Origin of the sequence: Glaciihabitans sp. dw_435, from assembly GCF_018449675.1 — a bacterium.
Lineage (GTDB): Bacteria > Actinomycetota > Actinomycetes > Actinomycetales > Microbacteriaceae > Glaciihabitans.
In genome coordinates this window covers 1-2632 of the sequence record NZ_JAAVUZ010000041.1, presented here as the reverse complement: position 1 = coordinate 2632, position 2632 = coordinate 1, and the positions used below count along the sequence as shown (strand labels likewise).

Below are 2632 nucleotides of genomic sequence, written 5' to 3'. Positions count from 1 at the left end.
CGCCGGTAGGCGGGCTTTTGTTGCCGAGGGGCGGCAGGGCGGCCCGGTGTCGGAGTTGCTAGGTCGTGACGACAATTTTCCCGTGGGTGTGTCGTGCGGCTTGCGCGATGACGGCATCTTGAATGCGGTCGAGCGGGAACTTCTCGGCAATTGGGACGCGCAGTTGTCCGGCGAGGATCGCATCGGTAATGATGTCCATGGCGTGCGGGGCGGCGTCTCGTGCACTGGTTAATAAAACCCCGATAGGTAGAGCTGATCTGGCGGCAATTGCGGAGATTCGGTTGTGTGGGACTCGAAGCGTGAGGGCGGCGTGGGCGGTCTCGGTTCCGAAGAGGTCGGTCGCGGCGGAGACGTGCGCGCCAGCCATTGCACTAATCCTGTTGGCAAGGTCCGGGCCGTAGCTGATCGGTTCGGCCCCAAGTTCCCGTAGGAATGGCGCGGTTGTTGATGCTGCTGTGCCGATGACGGTGGCGCCAATGAGTCTTGCCAGCTGCACGGCAAATACTCCTACGCCTCCCGCGGCGCCGCCAATCAGGACCGTGTCTGAGGAACTGACGCCGATGACCGAGAGCGCCGCCGATGCTGTCAGGCCGGCGACAGTGAGAGTGCTCGCAACATCGTCAGGGATACCGCCGGGGGTGCGGTACACGATGTCAGTTGGACCAATAATGAGATGGTCCGCGGCGGCCCTGCTGGAGACACTCCCAAAGACGCGGTCGCCCGCGGCGAAGCCGAGAGAGGTGTCCGCGATCTCATCGACCACGCCGGCGAAGTCATGGGCGAATCCCGAGGGAATAGAGACACCGAACGCCGCCGCAAGAGCGGCGTCGGAGGAGATCATCCAGTCCATCGGGTTCAGTCCGATCGCTGTGACACGCACACGCGCCTGGCCCGGCCCCGGGCGCGGTTCCACGGTCCGCCGGAGGAGAAGCTGTTCGGGTCCACCGAATCGCTCAAAAATCACGACGCGGCTCACGGGCGCACATCTCGTGAATTGTTCTCCGCTGAAGCGATGAAGCGGGGGACGGCGTTGCTCACGAGGTACGGCACTGTCTCCGGCGTCACGACGCCGCAGTTCACCAACGCGGAGATCCCCTGGATCGCCGCCAAGAACACTGTGGCCGTCAGTTCGGCCTCCCCAGCGGGCACCACCCCGTGGAGTTCTCCGTCGTGAAAGAGTTGTAAGAGCGGCTCGAACGTCTTGGCTGCGCTCGCCCCGATTACCCCATCATCATTTGCTCTTTCGTGCCGGAACATGACATCGACCAGGTTCGCCTTCTCGATGGAAAAAGCGACGTATGCCGCCGCCACAAGGCGCGCTTGGCCTTGCAGCTCGCGTGTCGACGCGATCGCCCGGGTGATTTCCTCGGCGAGTTGTTCGAAGCCTTCAACAGCCAAGGCCTGAAGAAGGCGCTGGCGGTCGGCGAAATGTCGGGCCGGCGCTGCATGAGACACGCCGAGATCGCGCGCCAGTTCGCGAAGCGACAACGCTTCCACACCACGTTGGCCGAGGACAGTCATGGCTCGATCCAGGACGGCCTCTCGGAGATTACTCCGCCGATAAGAGATATTTTCCACCATGAGACCAGTCTACTCGCTTGGTTGCCATTGACAACATTATTGGCAATGCCTACAGTCGAGGCATGACACGTCTTACTTCCGCCTCCCTCATTCCTGACCAAACCGGACGATCGGCGGTGATCACGGGAGGCAACAGCGGTATCGGCTACGCGGCCGCCGTCGCACTCTCCGCGAAAGGGGCGCAGGTGATCCTCGCGGTCCGCGACCTCGAGAAAGGCCAGGCTGCTGCGAATAAGATCGGGGCCGGCGCAGAAGCTCGTCGCCTTGACCTGTCTTCATTGTCCTCCGTGCGCGAATTCGCGGATGGTATACACGGATCCGTCGACTACCTGATCAACAACGCAGGGGCCATGGCTGGCACACGGCAGACCACCACTGATGGTTTTGAAAGCCAGTTCGGCGTGAACCACCTCGGCCACTTCGCGCTCACGAATCTATTGATCGATCGCGTCACCGACCGAGTCGTGACAATTACTTCCGCCGCGCACAGCTCTGCAAAAATCGATTTCGACGACTTGCAGTGGGAGCACCGCCCGTACAGTCCATTCGGCGCCTACGGGCAGTCGAAGCTGGCGAACCTGCTGTTCACGGCCGAACTGCAACGACGCCTTGCGAGTGCCGGATCGCCGGTGCGCTCAAACGCCGCCCATCCCGGTTGGGCGTCGACAGGATTCACCATCACCAGCGGAAACCGAGTCCTTGACCTCTTGAGTGCTCTCGCTACTCCCCTGATGGCACACGGACCAGAAGGCGGCGCCCTCCCCACCCTCCTCGCCGCCACCAGCGATATTCCAGGTAACTCCTTCGCCGGCCCCAGCCGATTTGGCGTCCGTGGTCCCGCCACCCTGGTCGACCGCTCAGCGACGGCAAGCGAAGTTCAGCTTGCACAGCGGCTCTGGGCGATCTCCGAAGAGCTCACCCACACCACCTTCCCCCTCGCATCGAAAACTGCCGCCTAACACATCGCGACCGGTCAAGAGCCCGGTTGGAGTCCCGGTCGCAGGTTGTACCGAAATCGTTCGTATCCGCCACAAGCGGGCGAGCTGGTCCG

Annotated in this window: 3 protein-coding genes; 1 reads left to right on the top strand and 2 read right to left on the bottom strand. The window is 62.7% G+C overall.

The window, feature by feature from the left end; translation table 11 throughout:
- Positions 1 to 58: 58 nt before the first annotated feature.
- Positions 59 to 964: an NADP-dependent oxidoreductase gene (locus HB677_RS18150; protein WP_374193834.1), complete on the bottom strand. Its 906-nt coding sequence runs from the start codon at positions 962 to 964 to the stop codon at positions 59 to 61.
- 8 nt (positions 965 to 972) lie between these two features.
- Positions 973 to 1521: a TetR/AcrR family transcriptional regulator gene (locus tag HB677_RS18145; protein WP_213817147.1), complete on the bottom strand. Its 549-nt coding sequence runs from the start codon at positions 1519 to 1521 to the stop codon at positions 973 to 975.
- 122 nt (positions 1522 to 1643) lie between these two features.
- Here HB677_RS18145 and HB677_RS18140 point away from each other — a divergent pair, with 122 nt between their 5' ends.
- Complete coding sequence (locus HB677_RS18140; protein ID WP_213817146.1) at positions 1644 to 2540, top strand: oxidoreductase; 897 nt, start codon at positions 1644 to 1646, stop codon at positions 2538 to 2540.
- Positions 2541 to 2632: the final 92 nt, after the last annotated feature.